This is a genomic window from Streptomyces sp. NPDC000878, from assembly GCF_053599695.1.
In genome coordinates this window covers 151,063-168,393 of record NZ_JBSFMT010000012.1, presented here as the reverse complement: position 1 = coordinate 168,393, position 17,331 = coordinate 151,063, and the positions used below count along the sequence as shown (strand labels likewise).

14 protein-coding genes are annotated in these 17,331 nt (G+C 71.0%); 4 read left to right on the top strand and 10 right to left on the bottom strand.

The genetic code is table 11. The features are described from left to right. The first annotated feature begins 45 nt into the window (after positions 1–45). The gene (locus ACWDR4_RS14230) at positions 46–726 is read left to right on the top strand and encodes a 4'-phosphopantetheinyl transferase family protein (RefSeq protein WP_450408124.1); all 681 of its coding nucleotides are present in this window, start codon (positions 46–48) and stop codon (positions 724–726) included. 33 nt (positions 727–759) lie between these two features. Further along, positions 760–1,278, top strand: a complete 519-nt coding sequence (gene ectA / locus ACWDR4_RS14225) for a diaminobutyrate acetyltransferase (RefSeq protein ID WP_450408122.1) — start codon at positions 760–762, stop codon at positions 1,276–1,278. Positions 1,279–1,297: 19 nt separating this feature from the next. Here ectA and ACWDR4_RS14220 read toward each other — a convergent pair whose 3' ends face one another. Continuing rightward, a complete protein-coding gene (locus ACWDR4_RS14220; RefSeq protein WP_450408119.1) occupies positions 1,298–1,807 on the bottom strand; it encodes a DinB family protein in 510 nt (169 codons plus the stop codon). Positions 1,808–2,026: 219 nt separating this feature from the next. On the opposite strand from ACWDR4_RS14220, the gene ACWDR4_RS14215 reads away from it, so the two are divergent. Both ACWDR4_RS14215 and ACWDR4_RS14210 read left to right on the top strand, forming a co-directional pair. Continuing rightward, complete coding sequence (locus ACWDR4_RS14215) at positions 2,027–3,019, top strand: phospholipase D-like domain-containing protein (RefSeq protein ID WP_450408116.1); 993 nt, start codon at positions 2,027–2,029, stop codon at positions 3,017–3,019. A 231-nt stretch (positions 3,020–3,250) separates the two neighbouring features. Then, positions 3,251–4,120 (top strand): AfsR/SARP family transcriptional regulator, encoded by an 870-nt coding sequence (locus ACWDR4_RS14210; protein ID WP_450408113.1) that lies wholly within the window; start codon positions 3,251–3,253, stop codon positions 4,118–4,120. Positions 4,121–4,196: 76 nt separating this feature from the next. Here ACWDR4_RS14210 and ACWDR4_RS14205 read toward each other — a convergent pair whose 3' ends face one another. The 9 genes from ACWDR4_RS14205 to ACWDR4_RS14165 form a co-directional block, all read right to left on the bottom strand. Next, positions 4,197–7,229, bottom strand: coding sequence for a hypothetical protein (locus ACWDR4_RS14205; protein WP_450408110.1), 3,033 nt, complete (start codon positions 7,227–7,229; stop codon positions 4,197–4,199). 51 nt (positions 7,230–7,280) lie between these two features. Further along, entirely contained in the window at positions 7,281–9,527 is a 2,247-nt protein-coding gene (locus ACWDR4_RS14200; RefSeq protein ID WP_450408108.1) for a DNA/RNA non-specific endonuclease, read from the bottom strand. 34 nt (positions 9,528–9,561) lie between these two features. Next, entirely contained in the window at positions 9,562–10,569 is a 1,008-nt protein-coding gene (locus ACWDR4_RS14195; RefSeq protein WP_450408105.1) for a hypothetical protein, read from the bottom strand. A 62-nt stretch (positions 10,570–10,631) separates the two neighbouring features. Then, on the bottom strand, positions 10,632–11,591 hold the full coding sequence (locus tag ACWDR4_RS14190; protein ID WP_450408102.1) for a hypothetical protein: 960 nt from the start codon (positions 11,589–11,591) through the stop codon (positions 10,632–10,634). Between the two features lie 10 nt (positions 11,592–11,601). Then, the gene (locus ACWDR4_RS14185; RefSeq protein ID WP_450408099.1) at positions 11,602–12,228 is read right to left on the bottom strand and encodes a hypothetical protein; all 627 of its coding nucleotides are present in this window, start codon (positions 12,226–12,228) and stop codon (positions 11,602–11,604) included. After that, positions 12,221–15,367: a LamG domain-containing protein gene (locus ACWDR4_RS14180; RefSeq protein WP_450408096.1), complete on the bottom strand. Its 3,147-nt coding sequence runs from the start codon at positions 15,365–15,367 to the stop codon at positions 12,221–12,223. Before ACWDR4_RS14180 ends, ACWDR4_RS14185 begins: the two co-directional genes overlap by 8 nt. Next, positions 15,364–16,671 carry a baseplate J/gp47 family protein gene (locus tag ACWDR4_RS14175; protein WP_450408093.1) on the bottom strand — a complete coding sequence of 436 codons (1,308 nt, stop codon included), beginning with the start codon at positions 16,669–16,671 and terminating at the stop codon, positions 15,364–15,366. The genes ACWDR4_RS14180 and ACWDR4_RS14175 overlap by 4 nt, the downstream gene beginning before the upstream one ends. A 7-nt stretch (positions 16,672–16,678) precedes the next feature. Continuing rightward, positions 16,679–17,068, bottom strand: a complete 390-nt coding sequence (locus ACWDR4_RS14170; protein ID WP_450408090.1) for a hypothetical protein — start codon at positions 17,066–17,068, stop codon at positions 16,679–16,681. Next, positions 17,065–17,325, bottom strand: coding sequence for a hypothetical protein (locus ACWDR4_RS14165; protein WP_450408087.1), 261 nt, complete (start codon positions 17,323–17,325; stop codon positions 17,065–17,067). The genes ACWDR4_RS14170 and ACWDR4_RS14165 overlap by 4 nt, the downstream gene beginning before the upstream one ends. Positions 17,326–17,331: the final 6 nt, after the last annotated feature.

Below are 17,331 nucleotides of genomic sequence, written 5' to 3'. Positions count from 1 at the left end.
GCCGTCGACGCCCTGCCCGCCGCCGGAGAATGCCACCTCTGGTCGGTGCCCGTCCGTGCGCGACCCGACTGGGAGGTACTCCTGGCGCCCGACGAGGCGGCCCGTGCCGAGGCGATTCCCGGGGGCGGGCGGCGGAATCTGTTCGTCACCTCGCGCGCGGCGCAGCGTCTGATCGCCTGCCAGTACACCGGCCGGCCGGCCCGCCGGGTGCGCGTCGAACGTACCTGTGACCGCTGCGGAGCCGACCATGGCCGGCCGCGCATCGTCGGAGCCGGGTACGACTACTCGGTCGCGCACACCCGCCGCCGGGTGCTGATCGGGGTGGTGGCGCGGGGGCTCGTGGGCGTCGACCTGGACACGGTTCCGGAGCCCGGTGTCCCGGAGAGACTCGTCGCACGCACCGCGACACCGGACGAACGTACGGCCCTGTCCCAACTGCCTCCGCATGAACTGCCGGAGGCCTTCACCAGGCTCTGGTCGAGGAAGGAGGCCGCCGTCAAGCTCACGGGACACGGCCTGGCGGCCCGGCTGGACCGGATCGGCGTACGGGGTGAACTGGCCCTGCCCCAGGGGGATCCCGCCGAGGACTGGCCCTTGTCCCAGGTCCATCTGATGGACGTACGCGTGGAGGGGCATGTCGCCGCGATCGCCAGCACGCAGCGGATCACCGAGCTGACCGCGCGGTCGCTGCCCGCCCCGGCCACCGCTGCCACCACCACCGACTGACGCTCTGATGCGCCTGACGCGAAGGGAACAACGATGACCGCCTCACTGTCGGAGAAGACCGGCACCGCCGTCCGCTACCGCACGCCCACCCCGCAGGACGCCGTCACCATCTGGCGGATGGTCGTCGACGAGCCGATGCTGGACGACAACAGCTCCTACCACTACACGCTCTGGTTCCGGGACTTCGCCGAGACCTCCATGGTGGCCACCGTGGGCGAGGAGATCGTGGGATTCCTGACCGGCTACCGTCGGCCCGACGAACCGGACACGTTCTTCATCTGGCAGGCGGCGGTCAAGCCCGGCAACGGCATCTCGGGCCTCGGGATCGACCTCCTCGTGAACGCGATCGACCTCCAACTGGCCGCAGGGGCAAAGTACGTGGAGACGAGCGTCTCCGAGCAGAACAAGGCGATAACCATGCTGCTGCACATGGTCGCCAGGAAGTACGACGCCCACACCCACACCGAGTTGCTGTTCCACGGGGAGGAACTCCCGGGCAGCGATCACGACGAAGTCCTGTACCGCATCGGCCCGTTGAGCCCTCGTAGCTGAATCTGTGTGACGGGCCGGCTCAGGCGCCCACCGTCCCGTCGACGCCCTCACGCAGGAAGTCCGCGTGCCCGTTGTGGCGGCCGTACTCCAGGAGCACATGGACCATCACCATGCGCAGCGACACCTCCTCCTCCCATCTCGGCTGGTATCCGGCCAGGTCCAGGGAGTCGGCCTCCCGCTCGATGCGGCGGGAGTTCGCCACCTCGGCCTCCCAGGCCGTGAACGCCTCGTGCCTGGTCGAGGCGCTCGCGTCGTACGCCGCCTGGAAGTCGATCCGGTCGGACCAGACCATGGGCGCGTCGTTGTCCTCGAACACCCGGCGGAACCACGCACGTTCCACCTCCGCCATGTGCCGCACCAGACCGAGCAGCGACAGGGTGGACGGGGGCATCGAGCGCTGCTTCAACTCCTCGTCGGTGAGCCCTTCGCACTTCATGGCGAGGGTCGCGCGGTGGTAGTCGAGGAAGGCCCGCAGCATGTCGCGTTCGCTGCCGAAACTGGGCGGTCCTGTGCGGGTGTCGCTGGTCACCGGTTCTGCTCCTCGTCCGTGCCTGTAGGAAGATTTTGCGAGTGTACGGGGATCACATGAACCACGTCCCACCTGCGTGAAGTCCACTTTGTCCGCCGATTCGGACGGCAGGTGACTCCGCGTTCACCCAGTTCCTCTTCCTCGGCGTTCTACGCGCGTGGTGTCATGCACGCGCCCACCATCCCCCCAGGTGGGCGTCAACCTGACCAGGAGTCACGCATGTTGTGGAAGACCTTCGGCCGTGCGGGCGTCGCACTGGCCGCCGGCGCCGCCGTGTTCGCCACCGCCGTCCCCGCGAACGCCGCGAGCTACTCGGCGTTCGCCTTCTCGCGGAGCGACAGCCAGCCCACCATCTACGACTTCATCGACTCGGCCACCACGTCCCTCGACATGACCATGTACGAGCTGGAGGACACCACGGCCGTCGACGACCTCATCGCCCTGGAGAACAAGGGCGTAGCCGTACGGGTGGTCCTGGACAACGCGCACCAGTCCGCCAACCAGTCGGCGTACGACGCCCTGACGGGTGCGGGCGTGGGCGTGGTCTGGTCCTCGTCCACCTTCGTCTACACCCACCAGAAGACCATCACGGTGGACGGCGCCAAGTCGCTGATCCTCACCGGCAACCTCACCTCGCAGTACTACGCGACCGGCCGCGACTACGGCGTGTTCGACGACGACAGCCGTGATGTCGCCGCGATCGAGAAGGTCTTCGCCGCGGACTACGCCCACACCGCGATCACCCCGACCGACGGAGACCATCTGCTCTGGTCCCCCACCGACTCCCGCAACCGCCTGCTGTCCCTGATCAACGGCGCCACCACGACGCTCGACATCGAGGAACTGGAGTTCAGCGACAGCACGGTGGTCAACGCGGTCGTGGCCAGAGCGAAGGCGGGCGTCGCCGTACGGGTGGTCCTGGAAAGCCCGGGCAGCTACTCCAGCCAGGTGTCCGCCGTCGAGGCGGCCGGCGGCACCGTCGTCGGCTACTCCGACCCCGACGGCTTCTACATCCACGCCAAGGCGATGGTCGCCGACTACGGCCTGTCCACCCAGTCGGTGGAGGCGGGCTCCATGAACATCAGCAGCAACTCGCTCGCCAACAACCGGGAGTTGGGCATCATCCTCACGGGCACCGGGGTGGCCCAGGCCGTGGCCGCCACCGTCGAGAACACCTTCGACAGCGACTATGCGGGTGGCACTGCCGCCTGACCCGTTGCCAAGGAGGCCGCAGAGTCCGGTTTCACGGGCGAAGTCCCAGGTCGCGCCGCTGGTGATCCTGGTCCGCTGAGCGGAACAGGGCGCGACAGGGGACTTCCCGCGTGCCACGCTGTCGACCGGAAATTCGACATCGTCGAACATTCTTCCTTCTCCCTTCCCGAACCACATATGTCAATCGCGGGGGCGAACGTGACATCGGAGACAGGTGTACTGGAATTACGTGTGCTCGGACCGTTGGAGACCGTCGTCGACAGCAGGTCCGTGGACCTCGGAGGTCCCCAACTACGGTGCGTTCTCGCCCGGTTGGCGGTCGTACCCGGTCGGACCGTGAGCGTGGGGGCGCTGGCGGCGGAGTTGTGGGGTGCGTTTCCGCCCGCGGACGCGCACCGGACCGTACGCACCTACGTGTCGAGGCTGCGCACCGCTCTGCGCTGCGCAGCCGGTGCGGAGGGGCTGCTGGTCACCCGGCCGCCGGGCTATCAGCTGCGCATCGATCCGACGGCGGTCGACGCCGTGCGGTTCGAACGGCTGGCGGCGTCGGGCCGGCAGGCGCTGGCGGCGCAGCAGCCGCAGCTCGCCGTTCAGCGTCTGACGAGCGCGCTGGGTCTGTGGCGTGGCGACGCCTTCGCCGAGTTCGACCACCATCCGGCGATCGCGGCGGAGGCGACCCGGCTGGAGCGGTCACGGATGTCGGCGATCGAGGCACGGACCGAGGCCGCGCTGGTCATGGGGCTCGACGCCCAGGTCGCCGTCGAGCTGGAAGGGCTGGTCCGGGCCCATCCCACGCGGGAGGTGCTGTGGGGGCAGTTGATGACCGCGCTGTACCGCTCGGGCAGGCAGGCCGAGGCGTTGTCCGCGTTCCAGCTCGCGCGTGCCGTGCTGATCGAGGATCACGGGGTCGAGCCGTCACCGGGACTTGTCGAGATCCATCGGCAGATCCTTCAGCACGACACCGCGCTGGGTCATGCCGGGCGCCCGTCGTCCGGTGGGAGACCACCCTCCGTCGCCGTCGTCCGGAGTGGTGACCAAGGGGTCGGTGCGGGCGCGCCGGACCACGGTTCGCCCTTCGTGCCGTCGGGTGCGACTGTCTGACGTCACGTCAGGGTCGCGCGGAGGGACCCCGGTCGGTGGTTCCTGGCCTCGCCGCCAGGAACCGCCGGCCGGTTTCTCATTTGCCGGTCGCCGCCTTGCGGGCGGCTTCGATCGCGCCGTACAGGGGATCCGACCGCCCGGCGACCCGCAGCGGTATGTGGGCGGGCGTCGAATCGTGCGGCACGGCGATGCCCTGGTCGTCGTAGTGGACCTTGTCGGGACCGATCCGGGCGACATGGGGTCGGCTGCCGCTCGCGAACGCCCGTGTGCCGGGGCCCGGGACGTCGATGCGGATGATGCTGCCGTCCTTGAACGCCCAGGTGAGCGTCACGGCGCCGGTGACGTCCGTACGAGGGGCGTGCGGCTGCCTGGCACCTTGCGGCAGCTCGATCCTGGGCGGCTTCCCGATGCCTGCGACGATCTCGCTGTACGTCCGGTTGGCCAGGGCGCCAGGCAGGACGGTGGCGGCAGTCGGCAGGTCGGCCCTGCTGCCTGCCACCGTGGCGTGGAGGTTGTTCTCGCCGAGCAGGCGGCGCCGTGCTCGCGCGAGCGACTCGATGTCGAAGAGCAGGGTTTCCTCGCCCGGTGCGTGGCGTGCCGCGCGCTGCTCCAGCCCGATCAGTCCGTCGCGGACCGCGTCGCGTTGTGCGAGGGCGGTCGCGTCGCCCTTCACGACACGTGCCTGGAGGTCGCGCAGCTCGGCGAGTTCCCGGACGTAACGGTCGATCACCTTCTGCTGGGCGGCGGTCGGGAACGGCACCGGCGTCATCTGCAGTTCCAGCCTCCGTACCTGGTTCGTGGCGCCGTACAGCTTCCGGTCGACCCAGGCGATGGCCTCGCGCACCTCCGCGTCCATCGCGGGCTCCGTCCACTGCTTCCGGTAGCCGGACAGACCGACCGTGAGGCGTTCGTCGTACGAGTGGAGGCGCTCGGCCAGGGCGTCGGCCCGCCTGAGCAGTACCTCCTTGCGCCCGCCGTCGGCGAATCGTTCAAAGCCAGCGCCGGCCTTCTTAGTGCGCTCGACCAGCTGCTGGATGACCGCCCGCAGTCGTGCCTCGGCGGCGGCGGTCGCCGGTGACAGCCGGGACATGGCTCCGAGCGAGCCGAATCCCGGCCGGGCGGTTCCAGGTCGCGGTGTTGCGGCGGTCGGGACGGCCGGGCCCGCCGGTGCGGGGAGCGCCCGTGGGTCAGGCCGGACGACGGCGCTCCTGGCCGTGGGCGCCGCAGCGGAACCGGCGGCGTCCGCGGTGGACAGCGGCCAGTGCCCGGTCTGTTCGACGACCCCGTTGGCCCTGCGGTACCGGGTGAGGCCGGTGGCGTCGAGGTGGAGGACCTCGTCGGGGAAGTCCGGGTGCCAGATGGCCACCCGGCCGGGACCGGCCTCGGCGAACCGGGTCCCTGGCAGGAATCCCCAGGGGCGCCCCTGACGCGCGGCGCCCGCCGACAACAGCTCGCCGGCCTTCGCCGACAGCAGCCGGGTTTCACGCGGGACGAGGGCCCGGGGAGCGCCGGGGAGCACTCCGCCGATCGAGGTGAACAGCGCGAACAGCTCCCACCTGTGTCCCCTGGGGGCGGGAGTGTCGGCGAGGGGCGTGCCCGCGTGGGACTGCGCCCGCTGCCGGTGCTCCTCCCCGTCCAGTTTCCCCGCGTCGTAGATCTGCACCCCGAGGATGACCGCGCGCGCCGCGTAGCCCACCGCCGCCAGCGGTCCCCCGGCGAAGCTGAGGACGAGCAGCAACAGGTCGACCGCCGCCCGTACGGGGCTTCGCGGCACGGCCCGCTGATCCCGGATGACCAGTGCCTGTACGGAGTTCGCGGGCAGCCCCAGCTGGTCCAGTGCCTCGTCGATGATGTGGTCGAGGCCGAAGACCTCTTCGCGGTCCTCCCCCAGCGTGGCCCGCACACCGTCGATGTTGCCGAGCTGTGCCTGGGCGTTCTGCCTCAGCAGGTCGCCGAGGAGGTCCGGCACCCGGACCCCCAACGCACCCCGCAGCGCCACCGGGTCGCGCAGGATCGGATAGTCGCCGAGCAGCCTCAGCACGGCGTCCGCGGACGGCGCGGGCAGGCGGCGCATCGCCGCGAGTTCGTCGGCCAGTGTCGCGAGCACCCGGGGCTCCCGGTAGCGGTGGAGTTCCGCCCGGAGCACCCGCTCGCTCTCCTTCATGGTGGCGAGCGCGATGCTGACCGCGCGTTCCCGCACGACCTCGCGCAGCGCGCGGACGGCGTCGTCGAAGTCGCTGAGGGTGGCGAAGTTGGCCGCGCGCAGGGCTCGCAGCATGTCGTCCTTCGCGTCCTGCTTCCTTGTCGTGTCGAAACCTTCCCTGGAAGGGCGGTCGTTCGGGAGGCCTTCGTAGAACTTGATGGTCGCGTAGAGCTTCTCCAGGCCGCTGAGCCGTCCGATGGCCCGCGCCTCCCGGGCCGGACTGACCCGCTTGTGCGACGCGTCGATCGCCGCGTCCCGCGCTGCGGCGTCGCGTACGGCCCGGGCTCGCTCGTCGCTCTTAAGGAATTCGTCGAGCCGGGCGCCGGCCCGCTCCCAGTCCCCGGGCGGGGCTTCGGGGCCGCTCTGCTGTTCCAACAGGGTCCAGTCAAGCTCGGAGAGCTGCTGGAGCTGGCCGTACACGCGCATCAGCACGGCGAGTTGGTGCAACCGCAGCGGGGCGAAGTCCGGCAGCCGATGACGCGGATGGAGCCGCAGGTAGTGGTCCCGCAGGCCGAAGTACCGGCGCATCTCGGGTGAGTGCCGGATCTCCTCGACGTCCGGGTTCCCGCGCAGCTCGTCGTCGGTCTCGAAGGCCCCCGGGCCGGGGTCGTCGGCCGCGCTCGGGGAGCTCGCCACCTGCGGGTGCAGTGTGACGGCCACGTCGCGGCCGTTGTCTTCGTAGCTGGGTACGGCGTATCGCGCGCCGGGCCTGCCGAACGGCTCCCGGGCCGGCCCCCTAGCGGGGCCGACGACCCCGGCCGCCTCCTCGGGGACCGCCGTGCGCACACCTCGCGCGACACCCGCCAGCACCGTCGCGACGAGCTGCCGTCCTGTCTGCCGGGACATGCTGTCGGACAGGGCATGGGCCCCGTCGACGACGTCGGGGAGGTGGTACTGCCGCTTCATCACGCTCTCCATCTCCGTTGCTCCGCTGCTCCGTTCCGTCCGCCGGTCCGGTCATTCGACCGGGTTGTGGGACAGATCGCTCAGGCCGGGCGTACGGATGTTCCGCACCGGGACGACGACCCGTCCGGACGCGGTCGTCGCCCAGACCTCGATCTCGTACGGCGCCACCTCACGCCCACGGAACTTGGGGCGCACCCCGAAGCGGACGTTGTGCCCCGCACGGAGCGCCTTGATGACCGGGTTCTCGAAGGCGGTCTTGTACGAGGAGTTGTTGACCAGTACGTGCATCCAGGCGAGGTTCCCGAGGTCGCGCCCCGAGCCGCCCATCACGTTGGCGAGGAGATGCCCCTTGCGGGCGCCGTACCTGGCCACGGCTTCGGGCTGCTGGCCCACGGGGTTGACGTCGTGCGCCGACGAGGTGCCGGTGTTCAGGTCGGCCGGGGTGAGTTCGCCCATCGTGCCGGTGGGCAGACCGTTCTCCAGGTCACCGACGTGGACCCGGTCCGAGAACGCCACGGCTGCCTGTCGCGACGAGGACGAGGAAGCAGAAGAGGAGGAGGAGTCGGAGGCCTCTCGTCGGCCGGCGTCGGACCGGCTCGGCATGCTCTCCACGTGCATCCCGCGCTCCCCCATCACCTGCGCCTCCATGGAGGTTCCACGGCCCGTCACGACCCGGGCCGCCTCCTCGCGGGCCTTGAATCCCGGCGCGGTGCCGGGGGTGGCGGGAGTGGCGGCGCCTCCGGTGGTCCGGCGTACGCCTGTCCGGTCGACCGTGGTCACGGCGACGACGCGGGCCACGGCGCGGCCGGTCTGGGCGTCGGTCCCGGCGCGTGTGCCGGCCGCCCCCGGAGTGGTCGCGCCGGGCGAAGCGGTACGGGGAGAGGCAGCGGCCGGCGCCCGAGGCGTGGCGGCCGGCGCCGGGCTGCTGCCCTGCCGGGACACGGACGTGGTCGCGTCACCTCCGGACGCGGCGGTCCGGGGCGGCGCCGACGACGGGGCCCGCGGAACGGCAGCGGCCGGAGATCCCCGAGGCGGAACCGGGACGCTCGCGGACGACGTCCCGCGCGCGGTGAGCGCCACCACGGGCCGCCCTGCACCGATTCCCGGCACTCCCATCCCGGCCTCGGTGCCCTCCATAACGGCGCCCAGCGGCCGGCCGAGTCGGCGCGTGGTCAGGCGCAGCGCGAGCAGTGCGTTCCGGACGTACGCGCTGCTCACGCCGGATGCCAGGAGCCGTGCGCCGCCCCGCAACGCCAGGCTCCCGAGCTTGACGGCGGCCCTGCCCATGAGGAGGTACTCGATCGGTCCGAGCCCCTCGTTGATCAGCGCCGCCTCGCTGATCCAGAAGTCGGCCACGTCCCCGTTCGCATCGTGGATCCGGTGCTCACGGCGGCCACTGCCGCCGGACACGGTGTAGTAGCCGACGATGTGCGGGCCGTCGAACTGCGGGACCGGCTTCACCTCGTTCCAGTTCGCCACCAGGTACTCCTCGAACGGCGTCAGCTGCCCGCCGACCATCCCGACGAGAAAGGCGTGCAGCGCCTGAGGGGTCATCTCCCAGCTGTGCTCGTGGACGACGAAACGGGTGCTGGCCTGATCTCCCCGGCCCTCGATCACCTCGGTCCGGTCACGCACCGTCAAGTGCGTCCGGTCGCCGACGGTGATGGGGGCTCGCCGCTCCTCGAAGGTGAGCGACCTCCAGTGGTCGGGGTCCTCCGGGGTGGGGCCGTAGAGCAGCCGGATGGTGTCGGCGCTCAGGGTGGTCGACGGGGCCGGCCTGGGCGTCCCGGTCGGCCGTGCCTGCATGCCGAGGAAGAAGGATTCGAGTCCGTCACGCCGCAAGGCCTCGGTGAACGCCTGGTAGTTGACGGTGTCGGCGTACCAGTCCACGACTCGCCGGAGCCGGGCCAGGTCACGGCGGCTGCCGATCTTGAGGAACACGCTCACTTCCAGCAGGAGCCGGTCCTCGAATCGCGGTCCGGCAGTCGCGCGCTGCGTGCCCGCCGGTGCTGCCTGCGCCCGCCCCACGGGCACGGTGACGGGGCGACCGCCGTCGTCGTAGCTGGGCACCTGCGTGCCGCCCCGGTCGTTCGCCGCGTCCCGGCCCGGCTCGTACCGCTCCCGGACCGGTGCGGGAGCGCCTGTCTCGAAGCGGTGCCGCTCGGCCAGTACCCGCTCCACCTGTGCCACTCGCGCCGCCACGGTACGGGCCAGGGCCCGGCCGAGCTGCTCCAGCTGCGCCGGTGTCGGCTCCCCCACCATCCGCACGGCGACCGGGACGTGGCATTCGATCTGCATGTCACCACCTCAGGAACTGACGGACGGGTGCGGGCTACAGGTGCAGGTTCACGGATCCGGACGCCGTGCCGGTGTGTCCCAGGGAGTCGGTTGCGGTGATGGTGATGGCGAACGTACCGGTGGTGGGTAACGGGATCTGCGCCCGCCAGGTCGACCAGTCACCACCGGGTCCGGTGTTGACCGCAGGACCGGACGGCCCGTTCGTGACGGCGTATCGCACGCTGGTGATCCCCGACATAGCCCCGAATGTCGTTCCGGTCAGGGCGAGTTGGACGGGCAGTGAGGTCACGGCCACGTCCTCGTCGAAGGGATCGAGCGTAACGGTGACCGGCGTCAGCACGTTGACGCTCACTGTGGCGGAGGCGGTGCGCCCGAGGAAGTCGGTGGCGGTGACGGTAACGGCGAACGTACCGGTGGTGGGTAACGGGATCTGCGCCCGCCAGGTCGTCCAGTCACCGCCAGGCCCGGTGTTGACCACGGATTCGGGCACACCGCCCATGACCGTGTAGTACACGTTTCTGACCCCCACCTGTGTCCCGTTCGTCCCGCCGGTCAGGACGAATTCAACAGGCAACGGGGCCCCGGCCACGTTCGCGTCGAAGGGATCGATGATCAACGAGGGCGGCGCCACCGCCATGGGGCTCACCGTGACACTGTCGGCATCGTCGGCCGTGTCCGGGGCGGTCACGGCCGGCTCGTCCACCCTGACCCGCAGGGTGGCGTCCACCGAGAAGTCATGGCCCTCGCCCGAGCCGTCGTCGAAGCTCACGACGCCCTCACAGGTGGCGGTCACGGTCACCAGATCGCCGGCCCGGGTACCGGCGGGCAGCGAACCGGCGACCGTCCACCCGGTACCGGAACGGGTGGCCTGCTTCTTGGCGCCGGCACCGATCGTGACCGTCACGACTGCAATGGCGATCTGGCCGTTCGGCGGATCCCCGCCCATGGGCAGTCCGTCGTCGAAGGCAAAACCGGTCACGGTGAAGTTCTGGCCGACCCGTGCTCCGGCTGCCGGGCTGTTGAATCCCAGCTGAACGGTCATGAGAAACACGCTCCTGAGCGATGACTGGACGGGGACCGGTCAGTCACTCGGTCCCCGTCCGGCTACAGATGCAGGGTGATCGACGCCGGCGCCGACGCGGATTCACCGCGGGAGTCCGTGGCAGTGATCATGATGTCGAAGGTTCCGGTGGTGGGCAGCGAGACCGGCGCCTGCCAGGTCGACCAGTCGCCGGCGGCCGCGGTGTTCTCCGCGTCCCCTTCCGGCCCGTCGACGATCGCGTACCGCACCCCCGTGACCCCCGACGACACCCCGGGGGTCGTCCCGGTCAGGGTCAGCACGCAGGGCAGCGAAGTGACGGCCACGTCGGTGTCGTACGCGTCGAGCGTGACCGTCGGCGGTGCACCGTCGTGTCCCACGACCGAGCGGGTCTGGCTCGACTCGCCGCCGTCCGGGTCGGTGCACTTCACGGTGATCGACCGGGTTCCCAGCGGGGTCGGAGCGAGACTGATCGTCTTGCGGTACTCGGTCCCGCTGTGCTGCTGAGTCGTGGTCAGACCGTCCTGGGTGATGTCGACCGACAGGGGATAGAACTGGTCGTCCGAGGTGGTCAGCACCACCTCCACCGAGGCACCGTCGACGGCCAGGTCGACCACGGCCCCGTCGGCGGGCGCCACCCAGGTGAAGACGGGCGGACCCGCCGCGGACACGTGGATGTTCACCGGTGCCGCCTCGACCCGCGTCCCGCCGGAGGTGAGTCCCGCCGCCGAGACCGTGTAGCCGCCCGGCCTCGGGAAGACGACGGAGTACGTCCCGCCGCCTCCCGTCTGGTCCCTGATCGTCTCGACGTCCGGGATGTCCACCAGGGTCTCCGTGTAGGTGACGGCGTCCTCGTCCTCCCAGCTCTTGTCGGCGGGGTTCCACTTCCAGCGGACGCCCGGATCGGCTTTCAGCTTGATCGGGACGGGAGTTCGGGCGGTCACCGTCCCGGTCGGCGGCTCGATGGTCACCGAGGGCGGCCTGTTCTTCGGGGCGACGGCGGCCTTGGGAGTCTTGGTCGGCATGGGGGATCCCTCAGGGGTTGGTGTAGGTGATCTGGAACGCCACCAAGGTGACCGGGTCAGGGGCAGTGCCCACTCCGCTGTTCGCCGAGATCACATAGCGGTAGTTCGCCAGATCGACGACGTTGACCTCGGCCGGGGTCAAGGGCACCTCGGTGTCGAGCGGAACCGTGCCGGTGTCGAAGGACACGACCTTCTGGACGGCCCCGTCGGTCACCGACACCCGGTTGAGGAAGAAGACCGTGTTCTGTCCACTGGGCGCCGCGCCCCGGCCACGGACCCGCACCGAGGTCATGGTCACCCGGTCGGGCAGCGCCAGGACCAGCGCCCCGGCGGGCGGGCCGGACGTCGGTGCCACGGCGTTCCCCGAGCTCTGCAGTGCCCACGGCCCCGAGCCCTGCACGGGTTGCAGTGTCGGGGCGAACGAGGCGATGGCCGTACGCGGCACGGTCGGCACCCGGGCGTTGAGCCGGTCGAGTTCGGTGCCGATCTGCGCGACGACCGTGGACACGCCCTGGAGGTCGTTCTCGATGGTCTCGAACCGGATGTTGAAGCCGTTCGTGCCGCCGGCCTCGCACCGGTCGATGTTGTCGACCCAGGCGAAGTGGTGGAATTTCGGCGTGTAACTGAAGTCAGCCACGAGTGTTGTCCCTTCGTAGCGGTGGCAGCACGTTGCGGATGCGGAACTTGGGAAAGGTGAAGTCGGGGTTGACCTCGGCGAGATTGCCGCGGACCTCGACGGTGTGGTCACGGATCAGCTGGGTGTTGACCTCGATGCCCACCGGGTGCAGGGCGTTGAGGATGTTGAGGATCAGGTCGTACTGGTCCTTGGAGATCACCGTGTCCGGGTTGTCCAGCTCGGGTCGCAGCCCGACCCGGAAGGTGTACGGGGCGGGCAGGTCGCCGAGCAGATAGCCGGCCTGCACCCAGGCCTCCCCCGCCGAGTCTCCGCGCAGGACCGTGGCCGTCTGCTTGGGGTTGCCCAGGGTGGCGTGGGCGGTGTCGAAGGTGCCCGTCGCCCAGCCGAGCCGGACCTGACCGGCGCCGGTCGGGCCGGGTGATTCGTCGCTCACCAGCGCCGGTCGCACCGACACCCCGACCGACTCGCCCTCGTCCACCTCGATGACCGGCTCGATGACCGGGCCGCCGTCCGTGCCGTCCGGGCCGTGCACGACGACAAGCTCCCCGGGAGCCTGCCGTACGACCACGGTGGCACCGGTGTGCTCGACATGGCCGAACCCGACGGCATGCGCGAGTGCGGCGAGTGCGCCCGGCGGGACGGTGGTGTGCCGCAGGACCAGCGTCCGGCCATGGGCGCCGAACTCGTCACCGGCGGGCTGGTACGCCGACTCCACGATGAGCCGGCCCTCGGCTGACCGCCGGTCCAGTTCGGCGAGGAGCGCGTCGAGCGTCCGCCCCACGGCCGGTTGCATGAGGCGGTTGTTGTCACTGTCGCCGTAGTCCACCCGTGGGTCGTCGTGGCGTATCAGGAACTCCCGGTCGAAGAACTCGTCGGGGTCGCCGACCACTTCGGGCGGCGCTCCGAGAGTGCCGTCGGACGCGATCGTCCCGCCGTCCGGGAGGTCGGGCACGCCGAGGCGCAGTGCCCGGCTGGCGGAGACGGTGTGCCTGCCCCGGGTCACCTCCGCCTTCACGATCAACGCGCCGGGCGCGGTAGCCCGTACTTCCGTGGTCGATGTCGGGCGGCCCAGCGGGCCGGTCGTGGTCAGCGTGGCGCGTCCGGGACCGGCCGGTACGGTCAGCCAGCGCAGCACCGAGTCGGCGGGCGGTGCCGGCCGCAGCGACAACGTCGCCGACTGCCCGACGTCCAGGTCGGTCGGGCCGGCCGGGTCCGGGGCGAGACCGACAGTGAAGTAGTCGCCCGGGGCACTCGCCGCGTAGACCGACGCCCCGTCGCCCTTGTCGTCGGTGCGGAAGTGCACGAAGTCGAAACCGGCGCGGTGTGCCAGCGCGGCCAGTCGGCCCGGCGCGATCGTGCCGTGTCCGAGCAGCACCGCCCGTCCGGTGGCCCGCAGGTCGGCCGCGCGGGGATCGAACGCGACGCTGATCCGCAGTCGGCCCGGGACACCGGGCTCGTCGGTCACCAGGGTGACCAGCCTGTCCAGGGCGCCCGTCAGGCCGACCTGCACGAGGTGGGGATCGGGCGGGAGTTCGCCGGGGTCGAGGTCACGCGGCGGCGGCACGGTGAAGTCGACCGCCGGATTGTCGTAGCGCAGCAGGAAGACCGGGTCGAACCGCTCCTCCTGCTGGGCGGTGCCCACGGTCTCCGCTTCGCCGACCTCGCGCCGGCCCGCCGCGTCGATGTGTTCGCCCTCCCGCAACGCGACCGGCCGGATGCGTACCGGACGGGTGCCACGGACCAGGGTGGCGTTGGCATCCTCCACGACCAGCGGGTCGGGCAACCCGCCGATGGTGCCGACCAGTTCGTTGAGCATCGACGCCAGGTTGGCCGGGGTCGGCAGGGCCCAGCGCCGGAACAGCCTGAGCCGTCTGCGGTAGTGCTCGTCCGCCTCGCCGAGCACGGGCGCGAAGTCGGTCCGGGCCACGGCGGAGATCCGTACCTCGTCGATCACCCCTCGGAACGCGCTGCCGTCCGGGCCGATCCGCAGCGGCGCGGTGTTCGCCACGGCGCCGAGCGGGCCGAGCGGACCCCTGGCCCTCAGTACGCCGTCGACGTGGAGCCGGAGTTCTCCGGCGGGCCGGTCCAGCACTCCGGCCAGGTGGGTGAAGGTGTCCGTCGGCAGGCTCAGATCGGCGAAGAGTGTGACGGGCGGCCTGGTCCCGTCGCTGACGAGCAACCGTGGGTTACGGGCAACGCCACGGCCGAACTCGCCGACGGAGAGCAGCCAGCCGGCCCCCGCGCCGCCCGGAGCCGGGTGCCGGGACAGCACCTGTCCGTCGCCGCTGTCGGCGTCGGGCCTGACGAAGCACTCCACGGTGGCGCTGCCGTTCGCAACGATGTCGAACGCGGTGTCGGCCGTCACGTCGACCACCGCGTCCGGCGAGCGGAAGCCGAACGCGGCGCCGTACCGGCCGGCCGCGCCGCGCTGCACCGGGGCCGCGGGGGAACCGGGATGGCCGGCGCGGCCCGGGTACTGGCCGGTGACGTCCTGGGCCACCGTGCTCCCGGGGACGTCGTCGAGGTGGTAGAGCGCGACGGTGCCGGCGTCGAACCCGTAGGGCAGCGGCGGGAATCTCGGCACGCCGAGGTCGGCGCCGATCAGGTCGAGGCTGCGGCCGGTCGCCGTGGGCAGATGGCGTTGGGCGACCGTACGGGCCAACTGGCCGCGCAGTTGGTCGCGTTCAGCGCCGAGCACCCACAGCACCTTGGCCGTGTTGCCCAGCAGCGCGGTCAACCGCCATGCCCGGTCCGGGCGTTCGTCCGCCGGGGCCGGTGTCGTCCGCAGGCCGGTGATCCGGATCTGCGCGGAGACGGGTATCGCGAGCGCGACGGAGGCGCCGGCCACGGTCCCGGCCGGGAAGGCCGCCCGTACCGTCTCCGGCGGACCGCCCGGCCGGGCGTAGGACACCGTCACAGTGGTGTCGGCCGCCAGGTCCCGTGCCGTGGCCAGCACATGGCTGGGCTCCGGCGGCCGGTCGAACCGGCTCTGGTGCTCGGTGAAGTCGTACGGCGCCACCTCGGCGGCCGACGGATCGGCGCCCGGCAGCAGCCGCAGGTCCAGGGAGTCCGCGCCGCGTGCGAACGGTGTCGTCAGCCGCCCGCTCATCCGGACCGCGGCGAGCCCCGGCGCCGTCATGACGTCACCAACGCGATGTCCAGGGCGTCCCCGCCGGGCGAGAAGATCGCCAGCTCCGTCGGGCCCATGACCAGGTTCTCCCCCACCTCGGCCTCCACCGTCACGCTCTGCCGGGTCACCGCGCCGAAGGCGGTCGGACCGGACGTCACCGGGCTGCGACGCAGGTGCAGTTGCTGTACGTCGGCCACCCCGGGCTGTTCCACGAACGCCCGCACGACCTGCGAGTACAGGACGTCGCCGCCGAGCCGCAGGCTGCCGATGTCGGTGGCGAGCCGCTGCCGGATCGAGGCCAGCAGGGCGGCCCCGTCCGATCCCGGCTGGACGACCACCTTCGCCCGTACCCCGACCTCGACATGGATGGCCTCCACGATGTTCGGATGGACGCCGACCGGCCGTACCGTGTCGACGGCGGCGGTGACCCGCTCGAAGATCCCCTGCACGGGGCCTACAGTCCGCCAGGGCGCCCGGAAGTCGTGCGCCACCAGGACGTTGAAGAAGTACGGTTCGCCGATCCGCCTGGCCTCCGAGCTGAAGGCGCGCTGGTCGAAGGCGAACGTGCCGAAGTAGCTCTGCGAGACGTCCACCCCGCCGAGCGGATCGGACAGCACCACGTCCAGGACGCCGCTCACGCCGAGCGCCGCCTGGGCCACGGACTCCACGGTCCACAGGTTGCGGGCCAGTCCGGCCAGCCGGGCGCGGTAGGTGTCGTCGGGGACGGTCCTGTCGCCACCGCCGGTCGCCTTCGGGTTCGTCACGGTCAGCGTGGCGGTGCCCAGGTCGGCCAGGAAGATCGAGCGGTACGTGGGGTCGATGGCGGTGATCGCACCGGCGGCGACGTTCCCGTCGGGCCCCGGTTCGAAGGCGACCACGTCCACCGTGGCGTTCTGCTGTGCCGCGTCCAGGGTCACCGGGGCGGTCGTGCCGAAGGCCCGCACCGGAGCCGCGGTGACCAGGATGGTGCCCTCGGGCACGACATAGCGCCGGCCGGGTGCACCGCCGCCCAGGGTGATCCGTACCGTGCCCGTGCCGGGCAGGTGCGGCCTGGCCAGTCCCATGTCCTCGCCGAGCAGGTCCAGGTTGTCGCCGAAGGCGGTGGAGATGAAGTTGCCGTAGTACAGGTCCTCCATCCGCTTCCACAGCTCGCCGTCCTCGGCGGCGGTCACCTCGAGGATCTTCCGCAGCGGGCTGGTGCCGGTCAGGTCGATGTCGTCGAAGACGGCTCGGGCCCGCTCGAACGCCTCGCTGAGGATCCGATCGACCGGTTTGAGTACGAAGCCGTCCTCGGTCACTCCGAAATCGGTCATCCCCCGCTCACACCCCCACGTCCACGAGCAGCGTCAGCGGATCGCCCGCCACCGTGTCCAGTTCGACCCGTACGGTCCATGCGCGCCGGTCGTGATCCGGGGCCTCGTCGAAGACGACCTGGCGGACGTCACGGACCCGTGGATCGGTGCCCAGGGTGCGGACCAGGTTCAGCTGCACCAACTGCTTCGCCACGGACAGCGGGTTGGGCCCGGTGAAGATCCGGCCGATGTCCAGCCCGTAGCCGGTGTTGAACGGATCGGACCCGAACGGGGTGAGCACGCGCAGCGTCAGCGCCTGGCTGAGGTTGGCCATCGACTCGACTTCCCGCAACTGCCCGTCCGCCACTACCAGGTCGCCGTCGTCGAGCAGCAGACTGCGACCGAACGAGGTGGTCATGCTGCCTCCAGTTTCGTCTGGACCGGTTCGAACACCTGCCACCGCGAGCCGGTGTTGGTCGTCCCCTGTGCGGTGGCCAGCAGCACGGGCCGGCCACCGGCCTTCAGCCTCGTACTGACTCCCTCGGAGACTTCCGCGATCTGAAGGCACGGAGGCGTTTCGGGACAGCCGGCGATCGGGGCGAGCGGCAGATCCTCGTCCACCAGTACCGGCGAGTCGTCCACCATGAGCCCACGCCGGACGACTCGCGGCTTCACGGTCCC

Bases quoted from the DNA above. Each gene is read 5' to 3' on its own strand.
- ectA (WP_450408122.1), top strand. From the start codon at position 760: ATGACCGCCTCACTGTCGGAGAAGACCGGCACCGCCGTCCGCTACCGC.
- ACWDR4_RS14215 (WP_450408116.1), top strand. From the start codon at position 2,027: ATGTTGTGGAAGACCTTCGGCCGTGCGGGCGTCGCACTGGCCGCCGGC.
- ACWDR4_RS14205 (WP_450408110.1), bottom strand. From the start codon at position 7,229: ATGAAGCGGCAGTACCACCTCCCCGACGTCGTCGACGGGGCCCATGCC.
- ACWDR4_RS14200 (WP_450408108.1), bottom strand. From the start codon at position 9,527: ATGCAGATCGAATGCCACGTCCCGGTCGCCGTGCGGATGGTGGGGGAG.
- ACWDR4_RS14195 (WP_450408105.1), bottom strand. From the start codon at position 10,569: ATGACCGTTCAGCTGGGATTCAACAGCCCGGCAGCCGGAGCACGGGTC.
- ACWDR4_RS14190 (WP_450408102.1), bottom strand. From the start codon at position 11,591: ATGCCGACCAAGACTCCCAAGGCCGCCGTCGCCCCGAAGAACAGGCCG.
- ACWDR4_RS14180 (WP_450408096.1), bottom strand. From the start codon at position 15,367: ATGACGGCGCCGGGGCTCGCCGCGGTCCGGATGAGCGGGCGGCTGACG.
- ACWDR4_RS14175 (WP_450408093.1), bottom strand. From the start codon at position 16,671: ATGACCGATTTCGGAGTGACCGAGGACGGCTTCGTACTCAAACCGGTC.
- ACWDR4_RS14170 (WP_450408090.1), bottom strand. From the start codon at position 17,068: ATGACCACCTCGTTCGGTCGCAGTCTGCTGCTCGACGACGGCGACCTG.